Origin of the sequence: Enterobacter cloacae complex sp. FDA-CDC-AR_0164, from assembly GCF_003071645.1 — a bacterium.
Lineage (GTDB): Bacteria > Pseudomonadota > Gammaproteobacteria > Enterobacterales > Enterobacteriaceae > Enterobacter > Enterobacter ludwigii.
The window spans coordinates 3,630,849-3,654,841 of sequence record NZ_CP028950.1 but is presented as its reverse complement, the minus strand read 5'-3'; the positions used below and the strand labels follow the sequence as shown (position 1 = coordinate 3,654,841).

27 protein-coding genes are annotated in these 23,993 nt (G+C 51.1%); 12 read left to right on the top strand and 15 right to left on the bottom strand.

Annotation, left to right across the window (positions count from 1 at the left end; all coding sequences use genetic code 11):
• Positions 1–104 precede the first annotated feature (104 nt).
• On the bottom strand, positions 105–1,046 hold the full coding sequence (locus AM410_RS18105) for an MBL fold metallo-hydrolase (RefSeq protein WP_073397333.1): 942 nt from the start codon (positions 1,044–1,046) through the stop codon (positions 105–107).
• 174 nt (positions 1,047–1,220) lie between these two features.
• On the opposite strand from AM410_RS18105, the gene AM410_RS18100 reads away from it, so the two are divergent.
• Positions 1,221–2,117, top strand: coding sequence for a helix-turn-helix transcriptional regulator (locus AM410_RS18100; protein ID WP_073397335.1), 897 nt, complete (start codon positions 1,221–1,223; stop codon positions 2,115–2,117).
• Between the two features lie 39 nt (positions 2,118–2,156).
• Here the strand turns inward: AM410_RS18100 and AM410_RS18095 are convergent, their stop codons facing one another.
• The 3 genes from AM410_RS18095 to AM410_RS18085 all read right to left on the bottom strand — a co-directional run bounded on the left by AM410_RS18095 (position 2,157) and on the right by AM410_RS18085 (position 4,636).
• A complete protein-coding gene (locus AM410_RS18095) occupies positions 2,157–3,362 on the bottom strand; it encodes an NAD(P)/FAD-dependent oxidoreductase (protein WP_073397337.1) in 1,206 nt (401 codons plus the stop codon).
• A gap of 136 nt (positions 3,363–3,498) precedes the next feature.
• Positions 3,499–4,251, bottom strand: a complete 753-nt coding sequence (locus tag AM410_RS18090) for a glucose 1-dehydrogenase (RefSeq protein WP_032680869.1) — start codon at positions 4,249–4,251, stop codon at positions 3,499–3,501.
• Positions 4,252–4,288: 37 nt separating this feature from the next.
• Entirely contained in the window at positions 4,289–4,636 is a 348-nt protein-coding gene (locus AM410_RS18085) for a MerR family transcriptional regulator (RefSeq protein WP_020882407.1), read from the bottom strand.
• Positions 4,637–4,884: 248 nt separating this feature from the next.
• On the opposite strand from AM410_RS18085, the gene AM410_RS18080 reads away from it, so the two are divergent.
• Positions 4,885–5,775, top strand: coding sequence for a GNAT family N-acetyltransferase (locus tag AM410_RS18080; RefSeq protein WP_049023750.1), 891 nt, complete (start codon positions 4,885–4,887; stop codon positions 5,773–5,775).
• Positions 5,776–6,022: 247 nt separating this feature from the next.
• Here the strand turns inward: AM410_RS18080 and AM410_RS18075 are convergent, their stop codons facing one another.
• Both AM410_RS18075 and AM410_RS18070 read right to left on the bottom strand, forming a co-directional pair.
• On the bottom strand, positions 6,023–7,225 hold the full coding sequence (locus AM410_RS18075; RefSeq protein WP_020882405.1) for a sensor histidine kinase: 1,203 nt from the start codon (positions 7,223–7,225) through the stop codon (positions 6,023–6,025).
• Positions 7,222–7,908, bottom strand: coding sequence for a response regulator (locus AM410_RS18070; protein WP_014170413.1), 687 nt, complete (start codon positions 7,906–7,908; stop codon positions 7,222–7,224). The genes AM410_RS18075 and AM410_RS18070 overlap by 4 nt, the downstream gene beginning before the upstream one ends.
• 105 nt (positions 7,909–8,013) lie before the next feature.
• Here AM410_RS18070 and AM410_RS18065 point away from each other — a divergent pair, with 105 nt between their 5' ends.
• Positions 8,014–8,790 carry a MipA/OmpV family protein gene (locus AM410_RS18065; protein ID WP_049023752.1) on the top strand — a complete coding sequence of 259 codons (777 nt, stop codon included), beginning with the start codon at positions 8,014–8,016 and terminating at the stop codon, positions 8,788–8,790.
• Between the two features lie 46 nt (positions 8,791–8,836).
• Here the strand turns inward: AM410_RS18065 and AM410_RS18060 are convergent, their stop codons facing one another.
• Complete coding sequence (locus AM410_RS18060) at positions 8,837–9,727, bottom strand: LysR family transcriptional regulator (RefSeq protein WP_073397339.1); 891 nt, start codon at positions 9,725–9,727, stop codon at positions 8,837–8,839.
• Positions 9,728–9,802: 75 nt separating this feature from the next.
• On the opposite strand from AM410_RS18060, the gene AM410_RS18055 reads away from it, so the two are divergent.
• The 3 genes from AM410_RS18055 to AM410_RS18045 all read left to right on the top strand — a co-directional run bounded on the left by AM410_RS18055 (position 9,803) and on the right by AM410_RS18045 (position 12,217).
• Positions 9,803–10,468: an NADPH-dependent F420 reductase gene (locus AM410_RS18055; RefSeq protein WP_072255850.1), complete on the top strand. Its 666-nt coding sequence runs from the start codon at positions 9,803–9,805 to the stop codon at positions 10,466–10,468.
• Positions 10,469–10,486: 18 nt separating this feature from the next.
• A complete protein-coding gene (locus tag AM410_RS18050; protein ID WP_108648192.1) occupies positions 10,487–11,368 on the top strand; it encodes a helix-turn-helix domain-containing protein in 882 nt (293 codons plus the stop codon).
• Between the two features lie 102 nt (positions 11,369–11,470).
• On the top strand, positions 11,471–12,217 hold the full coding sequence (locus AM410_RS18045) for an SDR family oxidoreductase (protein WP_020882399.1): 747 nt from the start codon (positions 11,471–11,473) through the stop codon (positions 12,215–12,217).
• Between the two features lie 140 nt (positions 12,218–12,357).
• On the opposite strand, the gene AM410_RS18040 is transcribed toward AM410_RS18045, so the two are convergent.
• Positions 12,358–13,080: an SDR family oxidoreductase gene (locus AM410_RS18040; protein ID WP_047366395.1), complete on the bottom strand. Its 723-nt coding sequence runs from the start codon at positions 13,078–13,080 to the stop codon at positions 12,358–12,360.
• A 98-nt stretch (positions 13,081–13,178) separates the two neighbouring features.
• Here AM410_RS18040 and AM410_RS18035 point away from each other — a divergent pair, with 98 nt between their 5' ends.
• Entirely contained in the window at positions 13,179–14,081 is a 903-nt protein-coding gene (locus tag AM410_RS18035; protein WP_073397344.1) for a LysR family transcriptional regulator, read from the top strand.
• Between the two features lie 160 nt (positions 14,082–14,241).
• Here AM410_RS18035 and AM410_RS18030 read toward each other — a convergent pair whose 3' ends face one another.
• On the bottom strand, positions 14,242–15,141 hold the full coding sequence (locus tag AM410_RS18030; protein WP_108648191.1) for a LysR family transcriptional regulator: 900 nt from the start codon (positions 15,139–15,141) through the stop codon (positions 14,242–14,244).
• A 161-nt stretch (positions 15,142–15,302) separates the two neighbouring features.
• Between AM410_RS18030 and attM the strand changes: the two genes are divergently transcribed.
• On the top strand, positions 15,303–16,094 hold the full coding sequence (attM, locus tag AM410_RS18025) for an AttM family quorum-quenching N-acyl homoserine lactonase (RefSeq protein WP_108648190.1): 792 nt from the start codon (positions 15,303–15,305) through the stop codon (positions 16,092–16,094).
• Between the two features lie 87 nt (positions 16,095–16,181).
• On the opposite strand, the gene AM410_RS18020 is transcribed toward attM, so the two are convergent.
• From AM410_RS18020 to AM410_RS18005, 4 genes are all read right to left on the bottom strand, one after another.
• Complete coding sequence (locus tag AM410_RS18020; RefSeq protein WP_025203942.1) at positions 16,182–17,201, bottom strand: NADP-dependent oxidoreductase; 1,020 nt, start codon at positions 17,199–17,201, stop codon at positions 16,182–16,184.
• Positions 17,198–17,608: a hypothetical protein gene (locus AM410_RS18015; protein ID WP_073397350.1), complete on the bottom strand. Its 411-nt coding sequence runs from the start codon at positions 17,606–17,608 to the stop codon at positions 17,198–17,200. Before AM410_RS18015 ends, AM410_RS18020 begins: the two co-directional genes overlap by 4 nt.
• Before the next feature lie 4 nt (positions 17,609–17,612).
• Positions 17,613–18,431 carry an oxidoreductase gene (locus AM410_RS18010; RefSeq protein WP_073397352.1) on the bottom strand — a complete coding sequence of 273 codons (819 nt, stop codon included), beginning with the start codon at positions 18,429–18,431 and terminating at the stop codon, positions 17,613–17,615.
• Between the two features lie 98 nt (positions 18,432–18,529).
• Positions 18,530–19,309: an SDR family NAD(P)-dependent oxidoreductase gene (locus tag AM410_RS18005; protein WP_063156509.1), complete on the bottom strand. Its 780-nt coding sequence runs from the start codon at positions 19,307–19,309 to the stop codon at positions 18,530–18,532.
• 240 nt (positions 19,310–19,549) lie between these two features.
• Here AM410_RS18005 and AM410_RS18000 point away from each other — a divergent pair, with 240 nt between their 5' ends.
• From AM410_RS18000 to uspF, 4 genes are all read left to right on the top strand, one after another.
• Positions 19,550–20,098, top strand: a complete 549-nt coding sequence (locus AM410_RS18000; protein WP_047955725.1) for a TetR/AcrR family transcriptional regulator — start codon at positions 19,550–19,552, stop codon at positions 20,096–20,098.
• A 177-nt stretch (positions 20,099–20,275) separates the two neighbouring features.
• A complete protein-coding gene (gene yedE / locus AM410_RS17995; RefSeq protein ID WP_073397356.1) occupies positions 20,276–21,487 on the top strand; it encodes a selenium metabolism membrane protein YedE/FdhT in 1,212 nt (403 codons plus the stop codon).
• Positions 21,484–21,717: a sulfurtransferase-like selenium metabolism protein YedF gene (gene yedF / locus AM410_RS17990; RefSeq protein ID WP_014170428.1), complete on the top strand. Its 234-nt coding sequence runs from the start codon at positions 21,484–21,486 to the stop codon at positions 21,715–21,717. Before yedE ends, yedF begins: the two co-directional genes overlap by 4 nt.
• 140 nt (positions 21,718–21,857) lie before the next feature.
• Positions 21,858–22,292, top strand: coding sequence for a universal stress protein UspF (gene uspF / locus AM410_RS17985; protein WP_014170429.1), 435 nt, complete (start codon positions 21,858–21,860; stop codon positions 22,290–22,292).
• A 29-nt stretch (positions 22,293–22,321) separates the two neighbouring features.
• Here uspF and AM410_RS17980 read toward each other — a convergent pair whose 3' ends face one another.
• Positions 22,322–22,660, bottom strand: a complete 339-nt coding sequence (locus AM410_RS17980) for an energy transducer TonB (protein WP_080127469.1) — start codon at positions 22,658–22,660, stop codon at positions 22,322–22,324.
• 545 nt (positions 22,661–23,205) lie between these two features.
• Positions 23,206–23,838, bottom strand: coding sequence for an outer membrane protein OmpW (ompW, locus tag AM410_RS17970; protein WP_014170432.1), 633 nt, complete (start codon positions 23,836–23,838; stop codon positions 23,206–23,208).
• Positions 23,839–23,993: the final 155 nt, after the last annotated feature.

Genomic DNA, 23,993 nt, shown 5'->3' with positions numbered 1-23,993 from the left:
ATCGCTCTCCCCCCTGAACGCCATCCCTCGCCTGAGGGATGGCCGTTTAAGTAATGCCTCGTATATTCCTGCCGGTATCGATGAAAATGACGTCAGCGGTATTCTTAATAATCCCAGGGACCCGGAATGCAACGGAACGTATCGCCGTCGACAGCAACATGGCAGACAGACGGGAATGAGAGATGAGTAGCGATCAATGACTCCCTGTTATCTGCCAGTTCCTGCAGCAGACGAATGCGAATCTGTGCCGCTTCTTCGGGATAATGGTCGAAACCATTGAACCAGTCAGGATGTTCAAACCCAACCTGGAAAATGGCATCGCCGGCAAAGGTGAGTCGTTCCCCCTCAGAGGCCAGCCTTACCACGCTGTGTCCGGGAGTATGCCCGCCTGTACGAACGACACGCACGCCGGGTGCAACCTCATATTCCTCTTCGAATGTATGCAGTTGAGTCTGGTACGCTTCCAAAAATTGGGTAGCGGTTTGGCGCAGTGCTTCCGGGAAACCAGGCGGCATGGAAACCTGTGAAAAATCGGGGTCACGCCAAAATTCCACCTCAGCAGCAGCGACATGAATGTGAAGGTCTGACCGCATGCGCGCTTTCACACCCTCAATAAGCAGCCCACCAACGTGATCCATATGCAGATGCGTGATAATCACATCCGTGACGCTGGCAAGATCTATCCCCGCTGACACCAGGCGGTTAACCGTCCGACCGGCGCGGGGTAAATCAGGGAAAGCCTCCCCCATCCCTGCATCAACCAGGATCGTCCGCTCCCCGCTACGCACGAGAACCACATTTAATGCCCAGTCGAGAAAATCGGCAGGCAGAAACTTATCTTCAAACCAGTGGGTACGTTCGGAGGCCTCCGCGTTATGACCCAACATGGGTCCAGGTAATGACAACACGCCGTCACTGATCACCAGAACATCAATCTTACCGACCTGTAGTGCATAACGTGATGGCACCTTTTCATAAACGGCTTCCACATGCGAGGTACCATTAACAGGTGCTAACGACGCTGCATCATTCTTAGATATCGCCATATTTCCTCCAGACAAGATAATTAATCGATTTAAGGGTATACACACCGTAGAAATGACTTTTTCCCCTCTGTTATTTCCCATCATCAAAAATAAACATGCAGACAGAACACAATGAAACAGGGTTAAAACATCGCTATACTCTTATGATGCCCACTGTTATTAACAGGTATACTCATGAAAAATCATGACATTCCTCTTGACGATGCCGTTCATAAAATGGCTCAGGTATTAAAGAACCGACCTGAATTAGGCATAGACAGTGGAGATGCGCTGCAAATTCGCTGTTATCACTGGCCGCATGGGCCATTGCATGAAACTATCCCGCCACTCGATCAACATGTGATTATTGCTCACGTTGGACATATGCAGCGTGTTGAGCGAAAAACAGAAAATAAAATCGTTAAAAACACGATCCGGAAAGGCGCCATCACGACAATTCCTCAGGGAAGTACATCTCGCTGGGATATTGCTGGTCTTGTTGATGTTATGCATTTATATATTCCTGATAATATTTTCGCCGATCTTCTGAATCAAATGGAGATACCCACTACAGAGTTAATCTTACGCACAGCGCATTTTGATGAGACGGCATCAAAAATTACGCTGGCCGTTGCGGAAATCATTTCGGACAATAACAAAATTAACCAACTGCTCTGCGAGCACTTAACACTGTCATTAATATTACAGTTAATAAAAAACCACTCCAACACGCTGAAAGCCGCAGGTCAGTCGCAAGGAGTATTGTCTTCGCGCGCATTAAAAATGGCGCTGGAAAAACTGGATAACAGCCCCATAGGGGATGTCACGATTAAATCACTGGCTCTTGAGCTGGGAGTTTCCTCAGCTCATTTCTGCCGTGCCTTTAAAAACAGTACCGGCTTAACCCCGTACGGGTGGCTTAAGCAGCGCGTAATGGAACGCGCTTTCCACGAGTTACAACACTCCGATAAACTGATTACAGAAATTGCCATTGAAAGCGGCTATGGCTCGCAAAATGCATTTACCCAGGCCTTCAGAAAAACAACAGGCTTGACCCCCGGTCAATGGCGTGAAAAAAAGAACACACGTTGATGCTGCCAGCCGCCAGGCAGCATCAATAGAGATGCCCTGTTACGGAACAATAATATAATCAGGGTTAGCAACAGAAAACATTTTCTCTCTGTCGGGTTCTGGCGGATAGATCCACTGAGTATTAATTTCCTGCTTTATTTTTTTCGCTTCAATGCCCTGGTACATAACCTGATGATCCCAGCCTTCCGTGTAGACCGCCCCCCATTTGCCCAGATCAAGACAGGTAACATATTTTGGCTGGCTGTAAGGATGCAGCGGTAATCCCAGTATTTCTGCTGCCGCGTTATGACCGGCGACGCGCCCCAGGCTCATCGCATGCTGGCAGGACATGACGTTATAATTACCTTCATCATCCGTAGGGACTTTTACGGTATCGCCGGTAACGAAGATACCCCTGGCGGCAGGTGCCCGCAGATACGCATCCCCAATAACACGGCCCAGATTATCGTGGTCGCCCGGGATGAGCCCGGCTAACGCGCTGGCCCGCATTCCCGCCGTCCATATCACCGTTTTGCTGGGGATAAATTCATCGTCCGAAAGCATCACCCCCTCAGCGTTGATTGCGCGCACTCTGACGCCCGTTCGTACAGTCACGCCATTACTGGCCAGCGCCTGATTGATGATCTCACAGGCATCCTCGCCCATCGCCTGACCAATTTTGTTCGAACTGTCCACAATAATAACCTGCAAATGGTGCTCCGAACCCAAGAGGTCTCTGAGGCGTTCCGGCATTTCAGTGGCGGTCTCAAGCCCGGTCAGCCCCCCACCGGCGACAACAACAGTATTTCGTGCGGGAGAATCAGGCTCTGAAGCTAACGACATGAGGTGTTGCTCCAGTTCATGAGCAGCATTCAATGAGTTAACGTCAAAACTGTATTCCGTGATCCCCGGCAGTTCAGGGTGAAATGCCTGGCTTCCGGTGGCCAGCACAAAACTGTCAAAATTAACCGAGGTTTCGCCACTCTCTTTTTTTACCGAGATAGTTTTATTTTCTGCATCAATATCGGTGACATAACCGGCAATATAGTGCACACCCGCAGCCTTAAGAACATGCAGAATAGAGGGTGCCATATTTTCAAGTACGGCTTCATACAATCTTGGGCGAATGGTTAATGCAGGTTCCGGAGAAACCAAAAAAATCTCAATCCGATCATTTGCCTTTTCCATATGTACCAGCCTTGCTGCTGAAATGGCGGCCCACATACCTGCAAAACCCGAACCGGCAATAATAATACGTTTTTTCATAGCGATACCTGTTAACAGCGGATGATGAAAATGTCGTTACCGCACCAAGAGTAGTGAAAGTCAAACCCGCCTGCTCTAGCAAAATTGATGTGCTTTAATCAAATTTGATGTTTTTTTATCAGCGCTGCACGCGTCGCTAAATTTGTCCCATCCCGCCATCGACAGACAGGTCGATACCCGAAATAAAACTGCTTTCATCCGATGCAAGAAACAGCGCTGCCGCGGCAACCTCGTCAGGCTTGCCTAATCGACCTAACGGAATACGACTTGCGATGCTGGCGTCAAAAACCTCGCGATCGCTCTGGGAAACGCCCATTTTACTGATAATCGGTGTGGCGACGGGTCCTGGGCTCAGACAATTCACGCGGATCCCACGGCCTTTAAGGTCGGTCGTCCAGCTGCGGGCAAAAGATCGCAGCGCGGCTTTTGAGGCGGCATAGATATTGTGTCCATCGAACCCTTTATAATGCGCAATGGAGGACGTTAATATTATCGAGCCACCGTCGGACATTAACGGGAGGGCCTGTTGCACGGCGAAAAACGTCCCTTTTACGTTGATATCAAACTGCGTATTAAAATCATCTTCGGTGGAGGCCGGGAAATCGGAAAGCACAATAACGCCGGCATTTGCAAACATCACATCCAGCTTGCCGTACTTTTCGTTAATAATGCGAAACAGGTTTTCATGGCTTCGTATGTCACCGATATCATGTTTTATTGACAGTGCATTATCGTCACCGAGCTCATTCATCGCCTGCTGCAGGGTTTCTGCATTCCTGCCAGTGATAATCACCTTTGCACCTTCTTCACTAAACCGTTTAGCCGTGGCCAGCCCGATACCGCTACTGCCTCCGGTAATTAACGCGACTTTATTGTCTAACTGTTTCATGATGATATTTCCTGTTATTACTGCTCAGACAGAGCGATCACTCGTAGGCGTGAATACGCGTGGCAAGTGTATTTCTGCGTTCATTAAGTAATTCGATAAGCGTGTCCAGTGCCCGAAGTTTTTCTCTGTGCTGCGCCAGACACTGGATAAAACGCGCATCATCCATGTCGCTTACCTGAGAAAACTTTTCCAGCTCTGCAATCTGTCGGGTACTGAACCCACATTTTAAAAGCGAGATTATCCATCTCACTTTCTCGACGTCTTTCGCGTCGTAATTCCGATAACCGTTGTCCAACCGCTGAGAAACAATCAGTCCTTTAGCTTCATAATGTCTTAGCACTCGGGTGCTGACGCCAGTGAGCGCCGCCAGTTCAGATGGTCGCATACCTTTCTCCTCGTCATAGATGCACTCTACAACATTGACACTAGTGTCAATGTAAAGAGCATAGCGTTAGCTGGAATGTAAGCAGATATTTCCTGAGACAGGCAAAATTAACTCCGCCAACGAAGATTGCAGCAATCTTGATTTTGCCTTGACCGTTTATTGATTAACGGTCGGGATAATCAGCCTGTTCAGACAGAACTGCCCGGCGCTGACAGCGCCCTCTGATGAGATTGCAAGGAGAAACAATAATGGGCTTCAGACATTCGCTTTTTGGATGGGAACGTTCAAACTTCACGCATTACCAGGCGGCTTATTATAAGTACGGCGGCAGTGTTAATACTCACCCCGACATTATCAATTTCTTTATGCAGAAGAAGGAAAAAGAATTCGCATTCTGGCATTACCGACGCGATGGCGAGGTCACCGCAGCGTACTTTACCAGTGATGAAAATACCTTCGGCCTGAATGTCTGGCGCGATTACCCGGTATCTTATGATGAAATTATTATCCCCATGGCTGCCGATCAAAAAATCGTTCTGCCAGTAAAAACAAACCGGCTGTCTTCATCGCTGCGTGGGAATATAATAAATGCCACCTATGCTTTTCGTGAAAAACGTAAGGTTTGCCTGATTAAAACGTCTTTCTCAGGTAAAACGGTGAAAAAAAGAAATGGCGAGCTAAAAAAAATGCTGGCTGCGGGCGGAGAATGCATACCGCTCAGAGAGATGTCACCGGCGGATATTGCTGATATTTACGTGCATCTTTTCAGGCTGCGTTTTGCTGACAGCGTCAGATGCTATAACAGGAAAAACATCACTGAACTGTTAACCGCCCTGCCACATATGGTCACCGGCAATGTACTTTTCTTTGAAGGTGCTCCCGTTGCGATAGATCTCGTACTGTGTGCCCGTAGTGAAAAAAGCCTGTATTTTGATGTTCCTAACGGAGGGATTGATCCGTCGATCACCGCATTCAGCCCAGGAAGTCTGCTCATGTGGAAAAATATTGTTGATGCACGAGAAGTGTGTCGCAATGAAAATAAGGCAATGCAATTTTCAATCGGATTGTATGATAAAAAATGGGACTATAAACTGCTTTGGGCCGAAACCCGGCCTACAGGTAAATCACTGGTTCTTTGAACTGTATTAGCCGCCCTGCCCTCAACAATTATTTATCTCTTTTCGGCGCATCCAATAAAACAATAATGATAACCTGAAATATGACAATCACCGGTGCGATGTACAGTAAAAAACATCCACATCGTACCATTTTACGAAAGGCAGAAAGCAGTGAGAGAAGTAATTCAGGTGACATGGTAAACCCCCGTTTACCATGTATTTAAACTCAATTTTTACAAGATTCAGTTCACCCTTTGTTAAGGAACCGTCAATGCTGTTCCTTTTCGCTTAGCGGTATCGTCATCGTGAACGATAGCCCTCCGCTGGCATTCCGTTCTGCAAAGATAGTACCGCGATGCGCCTCGCATATCGCTCGGGCAATAGAGAGCCCAAGCCCGGATCCACCGGTATGTCGTGAACGAGACTGCTCCTCACGCACAAACGGTGAAAATATGGTTTCAAGCAGTGCGTCCGGGACTGCCGGACCGTTGTCGCGGAAAATAACGGATACCTTTTTATCGCTGACATGATAACGAATATCCAGGATGCCCCCTTCCGCAGCGTAGCGCAGAGCATTGTCCATCAGGATCAAAAAGACCTGGCCTATCCGGTACGGATCAACCCGACAGGTCACAGATTCCCCCTCATGGTAGATAATGTTCACTCCCACCCTTTGGGCTGAAGGCATCGTCCATGCCACTTTCTCACGGATTATCTGGTCCAGGCTGGTTGATACCAGGCTCAAATTCAGCTGGTTGGCATCAGCCAGTTTTAACAGATGCAGATCGTCAACCAGTCTGTTTAAATCATTCATCTGCTGCATGATCATGTTCAACTGGGCCTGACTGGGTTCAAATACGCCGTCCATAATGCCCTGCAGACGACCGATGGCAGCCGTCAGCGGCGAGCGCAATTCATGTGCCATGATCACATGCGATTTTTTCAAATCTTTCTCGTAGCGTTCCAGCTGCATCGACATCCCGTTAAAGTTCTCGCTGAGGCTACGCAATTCAAGCGGCAGATTGTCCGGCACGGGCACGCGGGTCCCAAACCCGCCTTCAGCAACAGACCGTGCCGCACCGGCAAGCCGGCTAATATGATGGGAAATGGGTCGCGCTGTTTTCAGCGTAAGCATAAAAATAATCGGTATGAATATCAGAACCAGGATGCCAAGAATCACCCAGTCCTTAATCCCCATCGTCGGATCTGAGTAGGACAGCCCATACCAGGTGTCGATAATTTCATGATAGCGGTTGATGTTCTGTTCAGGGTGCTTGCTCAGAACTGAGAGTTCAGCCCTGACGGCCTCTGGCATCCGGTAGGCGTGCCATTTGTTTTCAACAAAAAATCGCACCCACATAAAAAAGGCGATAAGAATAATACTTCCGACTGCCAGGGATATCAGCCGCTTGCATATCCAGTTCCACAGCGTACTCGGTTCGCCTCGTGGAGATAACGTAAACTTTTTCATGCATTTGCAAATCGGTAGCCGATCCCTCGTACGTTTATCAGCAATTCAGTCTGCCCCGCTGACTCGAGTTTTTTTCGCAAGTTATAGATATGCGTGTCCACAACGCGCTCCAGGGCTTCACTTTCTGGGAGACACGCTTCAAGAAGCGCCTGACGGGTGAAAGCCTTATTAGGCGACTTAAGAAATGTCATCAGTAGCAGCAGTTCCGTCGGCGTTAAATCCAGCGCTGTCCGTTGCCCGTTCTCGCTCTCAACGCTTACCGTCATGGACTCTGTATCTGCCTGCAGTCCCCGGTACTCAATAAGCGTGCTGCTGCGCTCGCCGGAATAACGACGGAGTACAGCATGGACTCTGGCGACCACCTCACCCGGGTTATAGGGCTTCACCACATAGTCATCCGCGCCAAATCGCAGGGCACTGATTTTGTCGCTGCCGTCGCGGATGGCGGTGATCATAATCACGGGAATATCACTGCGCCGGCGCAGGGCCAGCAGAACATCGTTCCCGCTCATGCCGGGCAACATCACATCCAGTAAAATAATGTCGGGCTTCCAGCTGAATGCCAGTTCGAGCCCCCGGTTACCGCTGCTGGCCGAAGAGGTCTGAAACTGATCGCGCTTAAGGTAAGCCTCAAGCACATTCGCGGCATCCAAATCGTCTTCAATAATTAAAACACGTTTCACATTCGCACCTTGATGGAATCTTGATTAAATCTTGCAGGAATATTGATTGACCGCCCGCATACTCCGCAATTCATAGATATAAGCATAATTCATTCAGGAAGTTTTATGAAGGAAATAAAAATCGCCTTAGTAACACTCATCGCAGCATCGTTCGCTTCACAGGCATCATCAGATAAAAAAGCATCTTATGTCACGATTGGCGTGGGTTCACAATATGCGCCTGAATATACCGGCTCGAATAAATATGATGTCAATACGCTGCCGTATTTCGGATGGACTTACGATGACTGGTCCGTCAATACCGACAAAGGTATCGTCTATTCCCATCAGTTCAGTAATGGCGTTTACCTGGGGCAAGCTCTGGGGTATTCCCTTGGCCGCACGGATAGCGGAAACGCCTGGCTTCAGGAAGGCTCTGATAAACTTAAAGGTATGGGTAAGATTAATACCGTAATGAATACCACCACCACGGCAGGATGGTGGATGGCACCCTGGATAGGCTTTGAGGGAAATATTACGGCACCGCTGACGGAAAGCCAGGGAATGCAATATAAAATGAAACTTAATGTCGTTCTTTTTGCTAACGACACAGATACTCTGGTAATCAGTACCGAAAGAAAATACGGCGACGCACGGTATAATAATACCTGGTTTGGGGTGAATAAAAATCAGAGTACCCATTCCGGATATAGGTCTTTCAACGCGGGTAGCGGATTAAACAGTGTGAATTACGATATTAACTGGCAACACACATTTAATGATAACTGGTCCGGCTATGCGGATTTAGGGTATATCACGCTTGCAGAGCGTGTAAGCAGCAGCCCCATTGTGCAAAAGGATGAATATCTTCTCTTTACCGTCGGGGCATTTTATACATTCTGATGCAGGATATCGGTTATCTGGTGCTCTGACCGCCAGATAACCTGGTTTACTGCGTTTTAAGGTTATTAATAAACCAGCGCCCGGCTGGCCCTGGAGGATATTGCGTCATATGTACCGCATGCATGGAAAAACCAGGGCCAACATCGGGCTGCATCTCCAGGTTCAGGATAACCAGTCTGCCATTAGCAATATCGTCCTCAACCATAGGCAAAGGCATATAACCCCAACCGAGGCCCGCACGCAAGAATGCATGTTTTGCCCCCATGTCACCCAAACGCCACGTCTTAGCCGACATCACGCCAAAGTTGCGACCCGCCGTGAGTGATGAGCGGTCAGCCAATACAAGCTGCACAGCGTTCTCCATAACCGGCCGAAGAATTGGGCCAGCCATTTTAGCCAAAGGATGATCGGGTGAGACCACAGCCACGGCAGGAACACTGAGCAGGAACTCAGAGGCACACCCGGTCGGAACATCCGGTAGCGAGCCGATAATCGCGACCCGACAGTTGCCGGCCAGCAATGGCTGAAGTACCGCGCCCAGCGCCTCAACATAAAGACGCAACGGTGTGCCGGGAAAGGCCAGATGAAATTCCTTCACGACTGCGGTCAGGATCTCTATCGGAAACATCACATCCACAGACACGGCGAGTTCGGGTTCCAGGCCTTCTGCCAGGATACGCGCCTTAGCCTTAAACGCGTCCATTCCGGCAAGCGTATGGCGTGCGGCCTCCAGTAAGGCTGCCCCCGCCTCCGTCAGTTTCGGGTAACGTCCCGTTCGCTCAAATAAAGGAAAGCCTACCTGAGATTCCAGATTTGCCAGCGTAGCGCTAACGACGGACTGCGCCCGGCGAAGTTTGCGACCCGCGGCCGAGAAACTGCCTTCATCAACCGCAGCAATGAAAGTACGCAGTTGATCAATCGACATACCATCCAGCATGTATCGCCCCTTTAGATGTATACCATCTAATTATATAGGCTACACAGATAGATCGGTGAGCACTATTCTCCTTTCATGTTCTCAAGCAACGTAGCCAAACACATCAACGCATCTGTTCATTTAAGGAAACAAACTATGAAAACAAATACTGTCGGCATTATTGGTGCAGGCGCCATCGGACAAGCCTTTGCCCACCAGCTGGTCAACGCAGGCGTAAATGTCATTCTCAGTAACAGTCGTGGCCCGGACAGCCTGGCTGAAGTGATTGAGGCATTAGGCGACAAAGCTCGCGCCGGAACGGTACAACAGGCTGCCGAAGCCGAAATCGTTTTTATAAGTACCAACTGGAACAGAACCGAGGCCGCATTAAGTGGGGTGAACTGGGAGGGTCGTATTCTGATTGACGCGACTAACCCGGTACTTTTGCCGGGCTACACCCTTGCAGATCTGGGGGGTAAAAATTCATCCCAGCGCGTTTCAGAATGGGCAGCGGGAGCCCGGGTCGTCAAAGCCTTCAACACGCTTCTGGCAAACGTTCTTGCGCAAGATCCGTCCCAATCTGGCGGGCGCCGAGTGGTCTTTATGTCCGGCGACCACGCTGATGCAAAAGCAGACGTTGAAGAATTAGCCACCCGAATGGGCTTCGCCAGTATAGACTTAGGGAGTCTTGAGATTGGGGGATATCTGCAACAATTCCCGGGTGGTCCCCTTCCCGCGCTAAACCTTGTGAAACTGGCTTAAGAGACGTTATTGACGAATATGGCTCAACGTACTTCCGCTGAATCATTCGAAGCGTACATTCCGGGCGAATTGCTCAAGGAACATCGGGCACAATCTTCCCGGGATGTCTTCATTCAAATTCTGGCGCGCCGGCAGAGACAGGACAACGTTATTATCCCGGCTGTGCCAGAGCCCTTTATTGTCTGGATACTCTCTGGACGGGCCGTCGTTGAAGAACGGCCTCTGGGCGGAGAGTGGTCAGAAAACCACGTTACCGCAGGTGATTTTTTTCTCACGACCGACACCTCTCCGACAGAGATGAGATGGCAAGCCGAGCCAGACTACCCTTTCATCGTTATGCACGTCTATATTGGTGTGTCCATGATGCAGGATATTGAGCTGCGGGAAGTGTCGGGCGAACGCGATGAAACACTGTCAGCCCTGCTGGAACTTATGCGCGCAGAGCTTTATTTTCAGCACCCACCCAGTGGACCTTACATCCAGGGTATCGCTCAAGCCCTTGCCGTACATCTCTCCCGTGCTTACCGGACATCGGCAAAGCGACACCACGGCGGGTTGCAGGCATATAAATTACACCGGGTATTTAAGGCGATGCATGAAGAGCTGGCTCACCCCTTCGACTTAGCACGTCTGGCTGGCCTTGCCGAGCTTAGCGAATTCCATTTCAGCCGGGTCTTTAAACAGTCTACCGGGCTTTCGCCTTCCCATTATTTTATCCGCTTGCGAATGGAAGAGGCGCGCCGCCTGTTGTCCGAGACAGAGGATTCGATGATCAGCATTGCCCTGACCGTGGGCTACAACAGCCCCAGCCATTTTGCTGCCATATTCCGCAAGCACACCGGTATTTCGCCCTCCCAATATCGCCACGAAAATATGCGTAGCAAAACACCGACAGCGTGAGCAAACCACCGCGCGAAGAGAGTGCCTTTTGCAGACATGATTAACCCGAACTTCAGATGTTCTTTTCTGAAGCGCTGAAACAAACGCATAAGAGGATTAATCATGGAACTCAACGGTAAATCAGCCATCGTGACCGGTGCATCAAGCGGTATCGGCGCAGCCACCGCCATTAAATTGGCCAGAGAGGGGGTCAAAGTGGGACTCGCGGCCCGCCGCCGGGATCGTCTCCAGGCGCTGGTGTCAGAAATCAAGGCCTTCGGCGGAGAAGCCATTGCGCTGGAAATGGATGTGACTGACCAGGCGTCAGTCTTCGACGGCGTGAAGAAACTGCACGACGCCTATGGCCACATTGATATCGCCTTTAACAATGCCGGACTCATGCCCATTTCAGACATCGCCAGTCTCAAACTGGAGGAGTGGCATCGTATGGTTGATGTCAATATTAAGGGCTTAATGAACACGGTTGCCGCGGTACTCCCTGTGATGCAAGCGCAAAAGTCAGGGCATATCATCAATACTTCCTCGATTGCGGGCAGAAAAACGTTCGCTGGACTCGGGGTATATTGCGCGACGAAACATGCGGTAGCCGCATTTTCAGATGTATTACGCATGGAGCTTTCGTCTCAATACAATATTCGCGTAACCTCACTTCAGCCAGGCGCGGTTGAAAGTGAATTATTCGAGCACATTACTGACGAAAACTACCGTGCACAGATGGAAAACCTGAAGGAACACATGACGTTCCTGAAGTCAGAGGATATTGCTGATTCCATCCTTTATGTGCTGCGCGCGCCGGATCATGTCGACGTGGCAGAATTGTTCATCATGCCCACAGAGCAGCAGTGGTAAGTTTGTCATGCGGGCCAAACCGGTTGTCTGGCCCGCGTTATGACCTTTTCAATACACATACAATTTTCACCCTGCACTCTGTGACGCGACAAAAAAGCTGCCTTACAGGCAGCTTTCGTGATGCATATGCGTTAGCCAGTTCAGTTCGCAGACGCGGTAGGTCGAATCGTGATTTCTGTTGTATCAACATTTTCAGGCGCTTCAATCACTTGCCGAACAGCGCGGGCAATATCAGCCGGCTGGAGTGCAATGGAACGGTATACCTCCATTGCCGCCTGCGTTTCCGGATGAGTAATGGTTGAGGCAAGTTCGCTTTCCACCACACCAGGGTTGACGCAGGTGACACGGATGCTGGCACTTTCCTGTCGCAAGCCATCTGAAATCGCCCGAACGGCGAACTTTGTGGCGCAATAGACGGCGGCTGTCGGCACCACAGAAAGAGCACCGATAGAGCCAATGTTGATTATCTGACCGGAACCCTGCGCTTCCATGGTGGGAAGCACGGCGCCAATCCCCCATAGTACGCCCTTGATATTCACATCAATGGTACGTTCCCATTCATCATATTTACCCGCTGCCAGCGGAGAAAGGGGCATTATTCCCGCGTTGTTGATCAGAACGTCAATACGCCCCCACGTAGTCAGTGCCGCCTGCACGAAATCAGACATCGACTGGCGATTTGTGACATCCAGCTCGCAGGCTTCCGCTTGCCCGCCTGTACTGCGGATTTCTGCAGCGATAGCTTCAATACGATCTTTCCTGCGTGCCCCAAGTAATAACTTCGCGCCTGCATTGCCAAGCTCTCGTGCAATACCCTCTCCGATACCGCTGGATGCACCGGTGATCAAGATGACTTTATCCATGACTTACTCCTTCAGTTGAGTTCAGAGGGATAATAGAACGAGAGTATTGTTTCGTGTATCCTGCCTCTGATGTACACACTGGTTAGCAAACCTAAACAATGAAAATTGACCTTAATCTTTTACCTCTGTTTCTGGCTGTCGCAGAGGAACATAGCTTCAGCGCTGCCGCCGAACGTCTTGGCGTGACGCGATCGGCGGTCAGCCAGGGTATCAGACGCCTGGAGGATACGTTCGGGACCCTGCTTGTCATGCGCACCACACGTTCGGTAAACCTGACTGAAGCCGGAGAACGGCTGCGAAAATCGTTGTCCGTACCGCTATCAACGATTGACGCGGCGTGCGAAGACGTTCTCTCTGACAACGGGCCGCGAGGGCATCTGAAAATTGCTGTCACCTCAATTGCAGAAGAATTTCTTTCAGGCCCTCTGCTCGCGTCCTTTACAGCCGCTAACCCTGCCGTCACCATCGATATCGTCGTGTCGGATGACGAATTTGATATCGTGGCAGCGGGCTTTGATGCCGGCGTAAGGCTCGGTGACGTGATCGAAAAAGACATGATTGCTGTCCCTCTGACGGGACAGCAACGGGAAGTGGTGGTGGCATCACCAACGTATCTGGCGGCCCACAGCGCACCGCGCCATCCGCGAGAGCTTATCCGCCATCGCTGTATCGGCTGGCGCCCATCGCCAGACGTCGCGCCCTATCGCTGGGAATTTGAGGAAGCGGGAATACCTTTCGACGTGGCGGTTGAACCGCATATCACCACCAACGATCTCCGTCTCATGCTCAGGCTCGCGCTTGCGGGGGGAGGAATTACCTTTGCAACCTATGAAACATTCAGGCCATTTATTGAAAAAGGACAGCTTGTTTCATTACTGGATGATTTTCTTCCACCTTTTCCTGGGTTTTATCTGTACTTCCCGCAACGTCGAAATATGGCCCCCAAGCTGCGGGCTCTGATTGAACACGTCAGGCAGTGGGGGAAGACGTCACTGCAGTAGTTTCAAACCCGCGCAGAATATTTAGCTTCCGGAGAGTTGCCGCACCGTAGCAGCGAATGACGCATGCTCGACTGGGCAAGCCATTAACCGGGTGTACCTCAGGCAGGCAAGAAATTTTGTTCAACCGTTTATTTAACAGCCTCGTATTCCAGCTTGAGAACTATGGCTGCCCTTTTGTTACCGAACGCGTAAGGCTTGTGCGAAGTTCGTTTTCAAGGAAAGCGACACATGCTCGTGTTTCAGCGGAGATGATATTAGCCGGGGGATAAAGTAGATATGCAGGGAATGAAGGAACAATGTAGTCGGGTAACACAGGTACGAGATGCCCGTCGGCAATCTCCTGTCGGCAAACCGGAGACTGCAATACCCCGATTGCCCTTCCTGCCAGAAGCACAGTACGTAACGGCCGCCAGTGGCTGGAAGTGAATGTTATTCTCACAGGGACGGTGAGTAACGCGTTGTCAGGCGCGATCAGCGTCACATGGTTATTCATAAACAGGCCCGAAACACGAGCAAACGCATGTCGGGCGAGCTCACCCGGTGTACGGGGCATATCATAACGCTGCAAATATTCGGGAGAGGCCACCAGCAACCGCTCAATTTTCCCCAACGGGCGGGCAACATAATATCCTTCCCCCGCCTCACCAAGACGTAGCGAGATATCCACACCTTCGGTGACCGGGTCCGTCACTCTGTCACTGAGCACCAGATCAATGTTGATGCCCGGATAGGCCAATTGCAGTTTAAGCAGGGCGGGCATAAGTAACTCTTCCCCGGCTCCATAGGGTGCGGCAATGCGCAGGGTTCCACTAATTGCCTCACCATTATCCGCGATTGCCAGCGCATGGTCAGCCGCTGCAACGGCGCTTTTGCTCCGTTCATAGAACAGCGTCCCACTATTCGTGAGAGACATTCGGCGCGTGTGACGTCGCAGCAGGCGGGTATTAAGATGAGCTTCCAGACGCTCTATCCTTTCACTGACCGCCGGCTGTCCGATGCCGAGATCGCGCGCAGCGGCAGACATGCTTCCGCGCTCAACCACCCGAATGAAAATACGCATTGCCGTAAGTAAATCCATTCACCGATTATATTGGTAAAACCGATAAATGAAAGTGGTCCCGCCCCTCTACTGCTAGGCCCTTCTGTTAATGAAAATCTGTGCGTCCACGGCTGTTGTAGCTATGGCGTACAGAAGATTTCATTTTTTACGGGAAAAGAAGCATGTCAGATATCAGGCTTTATATGTTCCAGTCGGGCTATCAGCGTTGTAAATATCACGATATCAGGATGAATCAGGGTGAAGGCTCCGACTACATTATACCTGTCCCCTGGTTTTTACTGACGCATCCGCAGGGGAATGTTGTTATTGACGGTGGGCTTGCGGTGGAAGGGCTGAAGGATCCCCGCGCCTACTGGGGACCGGCTGTTGACCAGTATCAACCCATCATGGATACAAACCAGGGCTGTAGAAGACAACTGGCAAATCTCGGAATAAGGCCAGAATCGGTGCGTTATGTTTTACTCTCCCACCTCCACTCTGACCATACCGGCGCGATTGGCCGCTTTCCTGAAGCCACTCATCTTGTACAGCGTGCTGAGTACGACTATGCCTTTTCACCGGACTGGTTTACCGCCGGGGCCTACTGTCGGAAAGATTTTCATCGCGAAGGTCTCAAATGGCAGTTTCTGGCAGGAGATGCCGATGACGGTTTTGATCTGTATGGCGACGGCGTTCTGAAAATCATTTACACGCCAGGCCACTCCCCGGGTCATCAATCTTTTGTCGTCTCCCTGCCGAGTGGAAAATCGTTCACCCTGGCGATAGATGCTGCCTATACGCTTGACCATTTTCAGGATAAAGCCCTGCCTGGCTTGATGACATCGGCCAGTGAGGTGGCACGATCGGTGGCAAAACTAAGAGTGGTTACCCAGATGCATAATGCGGAAATTATTCCCGGGCACGATCCTGACATCTGGCCGCATTATGCGATGAAGACGGAAGGCTATAACTGATACGAACGGTGATAGTGACTATACCTCTTCCCTGAGGCGATAACCCTGGTCATTTATGCTTAGCGCAGAGGCAAGCCTTCGTTGCTATCACTCATGAATTTTAACCACCACTTTCCCCTTTGCATGCCCGCGAGCCAGATAGGCGAAGGCGTCGCCAGTTTCGGCAAAGGGGAAAACGTTGTCGATAACGGGCTTGATGCGTTGAGCGTCCATGAGTTCAGCGATTTGGCTAAGCTGGCTGCCATCAGGGCGGACAAAGAGAAACGAATAGGTTAATCCTCGTTTTTTTGACAGTCGCATGATTTTGCGGCTCATCAGTCCTAATACGAAACGCAGGAAAACATTAAGGTGTCTTTCCCGTGCGAAAGCCGTATCTAACGGCCCGATCAGGGAAACTATCTTCCCTCCCGGTTTAAGGATTTGGGTGGATTTCTCAATCGCGTCACCTCTGATAGTCCCGAGGACAATATCGTAGCCGCTCAGCACTTTTTCGAATTCCTGCTTTTTATAGTCAACCACCTCATCTGCACCAAGGCGGCTCACCCAGTCAATGTTGGCGGTGCTGGTTGTCGTCCCTACCGTTGCGCCAAGGTGTTTTGCCAGTTGGATAGCAAAACTGCCAATTCCACCGGAGCCGGCCGGGATAAATACTTTCTGCCCCGCTCGCAGCTTCGCGCGTTCCGTCAGCGCTTGCCAGGAGGTGAGACTGACCATCGGAAGCGACGCTGCCTGTACGAAATCCAGAGTGGCGGGTTTTAACGCTGCAAGGTTTTCTGGCACCCGCACAAATTCAGCAAGCGAACCCGTTCCCCTGTCAAAAATACTGGCAAACACCTCATCGCCTGCGTTGAAACGCGTCACGCGACGTCCTGTGGCAACGACAACGCCGGACACGTCACTGCCCAACGTCGCGGGGAGACTGAAATGCAGAACACGTTTGAACATGCCGGTCGGGATCATGTTATCGATCGGGTTCAGACCTACTGCATACACTTTGACCAGAATTTCATCATCACCAGGGGAGGGAAAATCTACGTCGTCGAATCCCAGTTCAGGGGATTTACCATAGCGTTTGAACGTAAATGCTTTCATCGTCTTCTTATTCATTTGTCTTTTACTCTGCCGGGTTTGCCGGTGGCGTGTTTCTTACCAACGCTGTTGCTGAGTAAAAAAGCGATACCCAGGAATAGCTCGATAAATACTGCAATAACGATCTGCCCATTAACGTGTCCTGCATACCACTCAACAACGCCGGACACGGCTAAAATCAAACATAACGTACCGATCCCTGCTGCCAGGGCATAGCGGGCCAGCGAGGGCTCTGCGTGCCTGGCGAATAAACACATCACCCCCAGGCCCGCGTACAGGGCGGCAGAGCGATGGCCGAGCACATCTGTTCCCGGTGTTGGCGTGATTCCCCACTGCGCTAACAGCAGTTGCGGGCAGAACATCCATATCGCCGCCAGGATGAAAAACAACCCGGCAGTCAGAATAGCCAGTTGAGAAAATTTCATATTCTTATTCTTTCGCGTCGAGCTGAAGACTGTTGCGTACTACCTTGTCCAGAAGTGAAGCAGGCGCAAAGCGGCGAATGAAATCTAGTTTCCCTGCCAGCGTGCCCGCCGTATAACGCACCTTAGGCCGTAAAGACTGGGCAGCCTTTACCACCACATCAGCCACCACTTCCGGACGTTCCGCCTCGTCCATTGCCTTGCTGACGACGTTGTTCAGCTTAGCCCGGAGCGGTTCATATTCTTCTAGCTTCGCGTCAGGTTCTAAATTGTTTACGTCGAACTGTGTCTTTGTATAGGCCGGCTCGATCACGGAAACCCTGATACCCTGTGTGCGCAGTTCATGGTCCAGCGCGCCCGTATACCCTTCAACCGCATGCTTACTGGCTGCATACAGTGCCACGTACGGTAGCGGGACAATCCCTAATATCGAACCAATGTTGATGATGCGGCCACTGCCCTGACGGCGCATGTGCGGGATCACTGCCCGCGTCATTCTGACCAGGCCAAGAAAGTTGGTGTCGAAAATACGCCTGGCCTGATCAATCGAACTTTCTTCCGCGGCCGCAGGAGCAACCCCAAAGCCCGCATTATTCACCAGCAAATCTATCCGCCCTTCCAGATGCAGTAACGCCTCAATGGCGGCGCTCACGGACGCATCGTCCGTCACATCAAGCGTTAATAACGCAAAGGGATGTGTGCCTGCCTGCACAGCGCGCCGGCTGGTGCCATAGACCGTATACCCCGCGGCCAGCAGTTTTTTAGCCGACGCCTCACCGATCCCCGAAGAAGCTCCGGTCACCAGTGCTACACGTTTTTTTGTCATTCTCACTACGCTCTCTTGATGGAGTCCTGCTCACCCTGCAGCGCAACAACACGCTGCAGGGAAACAACGCGGCATAGGGTTATGCCAAATCCCCGTGACTACACTGTGTACCGTTCTGCCGCTTTAGCCTGATTGATATCCGCCAGCAGAGCCTGACGCGCCTTCTCCAGGTCATCCCAGTGGGCAGCATTTTGTAAAGGAGGGATGGTGACGAGTTCGCGACGATCAAAGCCGGCCAGGGCTGCGTCAACTAACTGACCCACTTCCATCATCTCGGGCGCCTTACTGATATCAATACCTGCACGTTCCCAGATTTCGGTGTAAGTGCCGGCCGGAAGTACCGCCTGGACGTAAACGCCCGCGGAGGACAGCTCAAGATGCAATCCCTGCGACAGGAAAAGCACAAAGGCTTTGGTTGCACCGTAAACCGTCATGGCAAATTCCGGGGCGAGCCCAACGACGGAACTGATATTGACGATTGCGCCTTCTCCGGTTTTGACAAACCGAGGCGCCGCGGCACTGGCAAGCCTCGTCAGCGCAGTGACGTTCAGGGCGATAAGACGCTCAATTGCCTCAGGCGTCTGGCCGGTAAAATTGCCCGACTGTGCCATGCCTGCGTTGTTAATCAGCACCCCTATTTTTTCGTCTTCACGAAGACGAGCTTCCACCGTCGCTAAATCCGCTGCCTGAGTGAGATCGGCTGGCAGAACATCTACAGAAACGCCCTTCTCCTGTCGCAGACGCTCGGCGAGTGCGTCTAATTTTGTTTTATCGCGGGCAACCAGAACCAGGTCATGTCCACGGCTCGCAAATCTTTGCGCATAAACAGCACCAATACCCGTCGATGCGCCTGTAATGAGAACTGAAGTTTTCGTCATATGTGATCTTCTTTATTCAATGTTGAACAGAATCTGCACTGTTCGATGCAGGTAAATCCAGGGATATGTCCGGCTCTCTTTGCTGATCTCAGTCAGACTGACGGAGCGCGCATAACTCTGCGAAGCGCCGTCGGGGACATGGATTTAATGATGATGATCATAATCTATAAAGTCAACTGGTTTGATTATGATCATCATCAATGTATAATTGAGCCTTGTTTTGTAAGGGGGCGGGAAAGCATGAAAGTGTCAAAAGAGCAGGTTCGGGAAAACCGGATGCGCATTGTTGAAACGGCATCAGAACTTTTTCGTGAGCGCGGCTATGACGGCGTGGGCGTGGCGGAGCTGATGTCTGCGGCGGGTTTAACCCACGGCGGGTTTTATAAGCACTTTGGTTCAAAGGCTGACCTGATGTCAGAAGCCATGAACTGTGGTTTTGTACACGCCGCGGAAAACCTGGCGGGTGTGGACCGAGAAAAATTCATTGAATATTACCTCTCCCGACAGCATCGCGATGATATGGCCAGGGGTTGTGTGATGTCAGCCCTGGGCACCGACACCGCCCGTCAGTCCGGGTCCATCAAAGAGACATTTGCAGCCGGGGTTGAACGTCAGCTGGCAATGTTAAGTGACGAAAATGTCTCACGTGCTGACCTGATAGACACCTTTGCACATCTTGTCGGGGCTCTGGTGTTGTCCCGTGCCTGCCCGGATAATTCTGCACTCGCTGACGAAATTCTGGATGTCTGCCGCTCGCGTATTCTGCGTGAGGGGCCGCGAAAAGATTGAATATTTTGCAGCCGGGTGAGTGATTGCCAGGAGATATCAGGAAGATTTGATGACGGAGGTCATAAAAAAGGTAGGTATTTTGGAGAAAAGTTTTGGAGAGGTTTTGGAGAAAGAAAAAAAGTTATATATTCCAGCCCGTTAAATCCAAATATACCTTCTGAGTTCAGAGGCTTACTCATGTCATGGCAATACTTCAAACAGACTTACCTGGTTAAGTTCTGGTCACCTGTACCCGCCGTTATCGCAGCGGGGATCCTGTCTACTTACTACTTCGGCATTACCGGTACGTTCTGGGCTGTAACCGGCGAGTTTACCCGTTGGGGTGGACAGCTGCTGCAGCTTGCGGGCGTGCATGCTGAAGAGTGGGGTTACTTTAAGCTCATTCATCTGGAAGGCACTCCGCTGACCCGCATCGACGGGATGATGATCATCGGCATGTTCGGCGGCTGTTTTGCCGCCGCGCTGTGGGCAAACAACGTTAAGCTGAGAATGCCAAAAAGTCGGATCCGCATCGTACAGGCGGTCATCGGCGGCATGATTGCCGGTTTCGGTGCGCGCCTGGCGATGGGCTGTAACCTTGCCGCCTTCTTTACCGGTATCCCACAGTTTTCGCTACATGCCTGGTTCTTTGCCGTCGCTACCGCCATCGGTTCTTACTTTGGCGCAAAATTTACCCTTTTGCCGCTGTTCCGTATTCCCGTCAGGATGGTTAAGGTCAGCGCCGCATCGCCGCTGACGCAAAAACCGGCTCAGGCACACCGTCGTTTCCGCCTGGGGATGCTGGTCTTTTTCGCCATGGTGGCATGGGCACTGTGTACAGCGCTCAATCAACCTAAACTGGGTCTGGCAATGCTGTTTGGCGTGGGCTTTGGTTTGCTTATTGAACGCGCGCAGATCTGCTTTACTTCAGCGTTTCGCGATATGTGGATCACCGGGCGGACAATGATGGCAAAAGCGATTATTGCCGGGATGGCGGTGAGTGCTATCGGCATCTTCAGCTATGTTCAGTTAGGTGTTGAACCGAAAATCATGTGGGCCGGCCCGAATGCGGTGATTGGCGGCCTGCTGTTTGGCTTCGGGATTGTGCTGGCTGGCGGTTGTGAAACCGGCTGGATGTACCGCGCCGTTGAAGGTCAGGTGCATTACTGGTGGGTTGGCCTGGGGAACGTGATCGGGTCAACTCTCCTCGCGTACTACTGGGATTCCCTTTCTCCTGTCCTCGCGACAAACTGGGATAAGGTCAACCTGCTCAGCACGTTCGGCCCACTCGGTGGCCTGTTAGTGACGTACGCCCTACTGCTGGTCGCTTTTTTACTGGTGATTGCGCAGGAGAAACGGTTCTTCCGCCGTGCCGCTGTCAAAAATGAAACGCAGGAGAATGCCGCATGAAAGAGATCGTGCCTGACTATCGTCTGGATATGGTGGGCGAACCCTGCCCTTATCCCGCTGTCGCTACGCTGGAAGCCCTGCCTCAGCTCAGGAAAGGGGAAATTCTGGAGGTGGTGAGCGACTGCCCGCAGTCTATCAACAACATTCCTCTGGATGCTAAAAACCACGGTTACACCGTGCTGGACATTCAACAGGATGGGCCAACCATTCGTTATTTGATACAGAAATAATCCCGCCACAGACGCTCCTTAACCGGGGCGTCTCCTGCCCCAAAAATCCGCCTTACGTCCCACTTTGGCGGTAAATACAGTCCCCTGTTCTCCCCCGGAACTACACTTAAAGTGGATAAAAAACAAACAGGAGGTGTGGCATGTTTGCGTCAATTCTCGTTCCTGTCGATATTTCAGAGCGTCGCCTGACCGAACAGGTGATTCCCTATGTTCAGGCGAACGCAGCAATCAGTAACGGCAAAGTGCATTTTCTGACTGTCGTTCCTTCTTTCCCCTACTATTCCTCTCTTGGTCTGGCCTATTCCGTTGAGATGCCAAAACTGGAAGAAATGCAGCAGGAGGCGCTGGCGAAATTGAATGAGATCGTTACGCAGTTCAATTTACCGGCCGACCGCATTCAGACCCACGCCATTTCTGGCACGCCTAAAGATCAGATCCTGAAACTGGCTGAGAGTATCAATGCAGACCTGATAATTATTGCGTCTCATCGACCTGATATTTCGACCTATCTGTTAGGCTCTAACGCTGCGGTCGTCGTGCGCCACGCAAAATGCCCGGTGCTGGTGGTGCGTTAGCGTGCCTGCGAGGAAAGATAAGCCCCGGGCTATCGGGGCTTATTTACTGTGAAAGTGACCGTTTCTGTTTGACGGCTTTTATTCGGTGATAAACACCATATTTGCACGGCACGCAGCGTTTCGCGTTCAAACACCCCTTCAGGCTGTGCAGAGACAATACGTATATCGTATGGATGACCATCGTCGCCCACAGAAAAAGAGAAAACAACGTTACCCTCAATGCCCAGCGCCTGTGCCTTTACGGGCATGGCAGGGAAAGGCTTATTCGTTATTCCATTGCACGGTTTCTGCGCCGGTTCAGGTTGCATGGGCTGTTGATGGCAGCCAGAAATGAGCGTAACCGCAGCCGCAATAATTATTCTTTTCAATATTATGTCCTGTAAAATTTAACGTCTCGCTTTTCGAGAACAGTATATTGCGGCATCTGGCATTAATCTCCTCCCAACTCCGATAGCCTGCTTGCGGAATAACTTTCATAAATGGACTTTCTCATGAATCAAATTCTTCCGTCAGTGTGTATTACTGCTGTGCTTGCCGGATGTGTTCCCCTTCCCCCTAAACGCTGTCACAAACAACGTGCCCCCGATGCCTGTACTTATAAGCGTTCCGGTAAAGTCTTGGATAACAATATCCACGGGCTACAGGCTGCGCCATTGAGCAATCACTGGACGCCGCACTGACCAATCCTCACGCATGAAGCGGTAAGCGGTGCAACCTGCACCTCGACTTTAGGAATGGTGTGAATAGGTTATGGTCAGGCGTTGGCTGACGCGGCTAAACGGGCAGTATTTCCGCCGTTTACGGTTCTGCATGTATTTGTTGAGATGAGTTCAGCACGCTGGAATATGGAGGGGCAACCTTAATCGCCCCCGAAGTAAGACTGGCCATAACCAGGCCAGTCTCAGGGGATAAATCAGAAACGATAACCCGCGGAGAACATAAACACCCACGGATCGAGGCGAGTGCTGATACTTTGCTGTTCACCGCCCGCTTTAAAGCGAACGTCGGTATCAATGTCCATGTACCAGACCGAGGCGTTAATTAACCAGTCACGGTTAATCAGATAGTCCAGCCCCACCTGCCCCGCAACACCCCACGAGTCTTTCAGGCTGAGATCGGTAAGCCCGGCTTCTTTACCGGTATCGTTAAATTTCTCGTCGAAGAAGGTGGTGTAGTTCACCCCTGCGCCAATATACGGACGCACCTTACTGTTAGCATCACCAAAGTACCACTGCGCCATCAGTGTTGGCGGTAAATGGTGCACCGTCGCGATATCCCCGGTTGGCCCTAAACCGACGCGATGACGGAATGGCGTTGCTGCCAGAAGCTCAACACCAATGTTCTCCGTCGCCATATACGTAAAGGTCAAACCGAGTTGGGTATTGTTGCTGACGTTAAAACCGCCCATACCCAGTACGCTATCAGAGCCTTCTGTTGGACGCACCGTTGCCGAACCGGCACGAATAAAGAATTCACCTGCTTCATGCGCATACGCGCCGCCAGAGAGACTGCTTAATACAAGGGCTGCCACCGCTAATTTTTTCATATCCGCTCCATCGTTGTGGTTTTAGTCGCGGAGGAGAATATACTCACAAATGAGTAATAAGTGATCTGCTACAGATCACATTAAAACCAGTAAGTTAACATTCATTGATCTGGGTTAATTTTTGGTGACACGCCGTAAAGCGATAAGTTGTCGTC

Excerpts from the sequence above, each read along its gene's own strand:
- AM410_RS18105 (WP_073397333.1), bottom strand. The coding sequence starts at position 1,046 with ATGGCGATATCTAAGAATGATGCAGCGTCGTTAGCACCTGTTAATGGT.
- AM410_RS18100 (WP_073397335.1), top strand. The coding sequence starts at position 1,221 with ATGAAAAATCATGACATTCCTCTTGACGATGCCGTTCATAAAATGGCT.
- AM410_RS18095 (WP_073397337.1), bottom strand. The coding sequence starts at position 3,362 with ATGAAAAAACGTATTATTATTGCCGGTTCGGGTTTTGCAGGTATGTGG.
- AM410_RS18090 (WP_032680869.1), bottom strand. The coding sequence starts at position 4,251 with ATGAAACAGTTAGACAATAAAGTCGCGTTAATTACCGGAGGCAGTAGC.
- AM410_RS18085 (WP_020882407.1), bottom strand. The coding sequence starts at position 4,636 with ATGCGACCATCTGAACTGGCGGCGCTCACTGGCGTCAGCACCCGAGTG.
- AM410_RS18080 (WP_049023750.1), top strand. The coding sequence starts at position 4,885 with ATGGGCTTCAGACATTCGCTTTTTGGATGGGAACGTTCAAACTTCACG.
- AM410_RS18075 (WP_020882405.1), bottom strand. The coding sequence starts at position 7,225 with ATGAAAAAGTTTACGTTATCTCCACGAGGCGAACCGAGTACGCTGTGG.
- AM410_RS18065 (WP_049023752.1), top strand. The coding sequence starts at position 8,014 with ATGAAGGAAATAAAAATCGCCTTAGTAACACTCATCGCAGCATCGTTC.
- AM410_RS18060 (WP_073397339.1), bottom strand. The coding sequence starts at position 9,727 with ATGCTGGATGGTATGTCGATTGATCAACTGCGTACTTTCATTGCTGCG.
- AM410_RS18055 (WP_072255850.1), top strand. The coding sequence starts at position 9,803 with ATGTTCTCAAGCAACGTAGCCAAACACATCAACGCATCTGTTCATTTA.
- AM410_RS18050 (WP_108648192.1), top strand. The coding sequence starts at position 10,487 with ATGGCTCAACGTACTTCCGCTGAATCATTCGAAGCGTACATTCCGGGC.
- AM410_RS18045 (WP_020882399.1), top strand. The coding sequence starts at position 11,471 with ATGGAACTCAACGGTAAATCAGCCATCGTGACCGGTGCATCAAGCGGT.
- AM410_RS18040 (WP_047366395.1), bottom strand. The coding sequence starts at position 13,080 with ATGGATAAAGTCATCTTGATCACCGGTGCATCCAGCGGTATCGGAGAG.
- AM410_RS18035 (WP_073397344.1), top strand. The coding sequence starts at position 13,179 with ATGAAAATTGACCTTAATCTTTTACCTCTGTTTCTGGCTGTCGCAGAG.
- AM410_RS18030 (WP_108648191.1), bottom strand. The coding sequence starts at position 15,141 with ATGCGTATTTTCATTCGGGTGGTTGAGCGCGGAAGCATGTCTGCCGCT.
- attM (WP_108648190.1), top strand. The coding sequence starts at position 15,303 with ATGTCAGATATCAGGCTTTATATGTTCCAGTCGGGCTATCAGCGTTGT.
- AM410_RS18020 (WP_025203942.1), bottom strand. The coding sequence starts at position 17,201 with ATGAATAAGAAGACGATGAAAGCATTTACGTTCAAACGCTATGGTAAA.
- AM410_RS18015 (WP_073397350.1), bottom strand. The coding sequence starts at position 17,608 with ATGAAATTTTCTCAACTGGCTATTCTGACTGCCGGGTTGTTTTTCATC.
- AM410_RS18010 (WP_073397352.1), bottom strand. The coding sequence starts at position 18,431 with ATGACAAAAAAACGTGTAGCACTGGTGACCGGAGCTTCTTCGGGGATC.
- AM410_RS18005 (WP_063156509.1), bottom strand. The coding sequence starts at position 19,309 with ATGACGAAAACTTCAGTTCTCATTACAGGCGCATCGACGGGTATTGGT.
- AM410_RS18000 (WP_047955725.1), top strand. The coding sequence starts at position 19,550 with ATGAAAGTGTCAAAAGAGCAGGTTCGGGAAAACCGGATGCGCATTGTT.
- yedE (WP_073397356.1), top strand. The coding sequence starts at position 20,276 with ATGTCATGGCAATACTTCAAACAGACTTACCTGGTTAAGTTCTGGTCA.
- yedF (WP_014170428.1), top strand. The coding sequence starts at position 21,484 with ATGAAAGAGATCGTGCCTGACTATCGTCTGGATATGGTGGGCGAACCC.
- uspF (WP_014170429.1), top strand. The coding sequence starts at position 21,858 with ATGTTTGCGTCAATTCTCGTTCCTGTCGATATTTCAGAGCGTCGCCTG.
- ompW (WP_014170432.1), bottom strand. The coding sequence starts at position 23,838 with ATGAAAAAATTAGCGGTGGCAGCCCTTGTATTAAGCAGTCTCTCTGGC.